Below are 1,973 nucleotides of genomic sequence, written 5' to 3' on the forward strand. Positions count from 1 at the left end.
GACCAGGCTTTTTTCGCCATTGACTTCAAATTCAACCAACAGGGCACGGTCCGCTCCGTCCAGGCGCCCACTCGCCAGGCCATCGCGATCCTTTAACTTTTCATAGCCAGCCGATTGCGTTTGCTGATTGAATAAGGCCTTCGCTAACTTCCGTACAGGCTTGGGACCCTTGGAATATCCCGCTAATACTGAACGTTGAATAATGACCCGCTTCCACGGCGCGCCGGCCGCTGCTTTCTTCTTCGGCATGTAAACTCTGAATACAACTTAAATCATAATGGCCCAATATTATACATAAAGCACCACCTTCAATCAAATCATTCGCGATAAACAAAGCTGACGTAGGGAGTTGCCAAGAAAACTAGGAGGGGCCCTTGTTTTCCAGCTCCCTCAACACTTGATCCAGATCATCTCCCGGGAAAAGGACTCTTGAGACTGGCTGAAGCTGAAGATTTGGGTAGGGGCTCCATCGACTTGCCTTTCGCTGCTCAGCTTCCAATATCCTTTTCTCTCTGGCTTCCAATAAAGGAATTAAATTTTCGGCATTCTTACTTTTGGCTAAATCAAGAGGGGTCAGGTTGAGCTTATTAGCCACTCTAAAGATAACCTTGGGATTGGCGCCAGGTATTATACGGTCTCCTCCAGCTAATGCCGCGTGTCTGGAGCTAATAATAATCGACGCCAGATCTTCTCTGTTAATTTCAATGGCCCAATGCAGAAAGGTATTGCCTGATTTATCCTGCAGTTTCATCCCCGGGAAAAAACTACTGTCTACAATTGTCTGGAAAAGGCTGATGCCTTCTGCACTTCCTGCCAGATGCATAAGGAAATGGTTCTCCGCTGTCACCTCACTCCAATTCAGACCCTTTAGATCTGTAAAGAAAACCTGGCACATGGTGGTGAATATGCTTCGCACATCCCGATCGATAGGAACAAGAGAAAAGATTAATTCCAGCAGCTGCAGCCCCACCGGATTGCGAGCCATTGTTTCAAAACGGCTTTTTGTACCATCCGGCGCTATCTCAAACAATTTTTGCAAGGGAAACCATTGACTCAAACTGGACTCATGCTCTTCCAAATATCTCCGGAAGGCCTTCAATTTGGCCTCATCTTTGCTCATCATAATCAAAAAGCAACTCTCATCCTTGCAGGAAAAATACCGATCAAGAGCAGTATCCGCAGACTTGGAAAAAACATTGTCCAGAAATCCTTTCATCCTTTGATAAACCGGATCTGTCTCAGGGACTCTTGCTGGAACCGTTGACGCCGCGGCCTGTAAAAGCTCTCTTCCTTCCGTTATACCTGTTACTCTTGAATTGGGAGACGGATTGAAAAATGCGGGCGAACGAACCAGCGGCCCAAAAGGCAGGGTGCTATTCGATTTTTTATTTGTACTTGCAAATGAAACAGGCTTGCGCGACAAGCTGGCCGTGGTTTCTTTCGGCTTTGCTTTTGGGGCAGCGGCTTGTTTACCCTTATCTTCCTGCTTAGGCTGGCTACTAGCCACCGGCTTTTTATTCGCGGCCCTGGAAACTGCTTTTTCTTTCTGCAAAACATCGCTTTTTTGAGAGGATTCTGCGGCTTTGGCCACAGCCGGTAAGATCTCAGGCCTTTTCTGCTGCTCAACCACTTCTTTCTTTTCGACAGGGGACTCTTCTTTTTTAATTAAACCCTTGCTCAGCAGGAAATCATCGTAATCCGTATAAGACCGATGCTCTTTAAGACAGCGATCAAACGCGTTCCTGGCTATGTCCTTTTTGCCATTCTGATACAGCCGGCAAACCTCTTCTTCCCATTGCGTCAGGCGCTCTTCTTCCGTTTGCTCTAAATTCGGATCGCTTAAAAAGGCCGTTTCGGGTGTCTTAATCCCTTTTTTGAAGGCGTTACACAGAGGGGCCAAAGGATAGTCATCGCCCTGATCGATAAACAGGCGTTTGGTGGCACGCGTACTGCTGGTAAAAAATTTGTTTAAG

At 47.0% G+C, this 1,973-nt stretch carries 2 protein-coding genes; both read right to left on the reverse strand.

The features are described from left to right. Window positions 1-249, reverse strand: a 249-nt coding sequence (locus tag E1O89_RS15290) for a hypothetical protein (protein ID WP_133140915.1), incomplete at its 3' end; no start/stop codon positions are given. 112 nt (window positions 250-361) lie between these two features. Continuing rightward, window positions 362-1,973, reverse strand: a 1,612-nt coding sequence (locus E1O89_RS15520; RefSeq protein WP_165483184.1) for a hypothetical protein, incomplete at its 5' end; no start/stop codon positions are given.

The sequence above is a fragment of the Legionella genomosp. 1 genome (genome assembly GCF_900640215.1).
Taxonomy (GTDB): Bacteria; Pseudomonadota; Gammaproteobacteria; order Legionellales; family Legionellaceae; genus Legionella_C; species Legionella_C quinlivanii_A.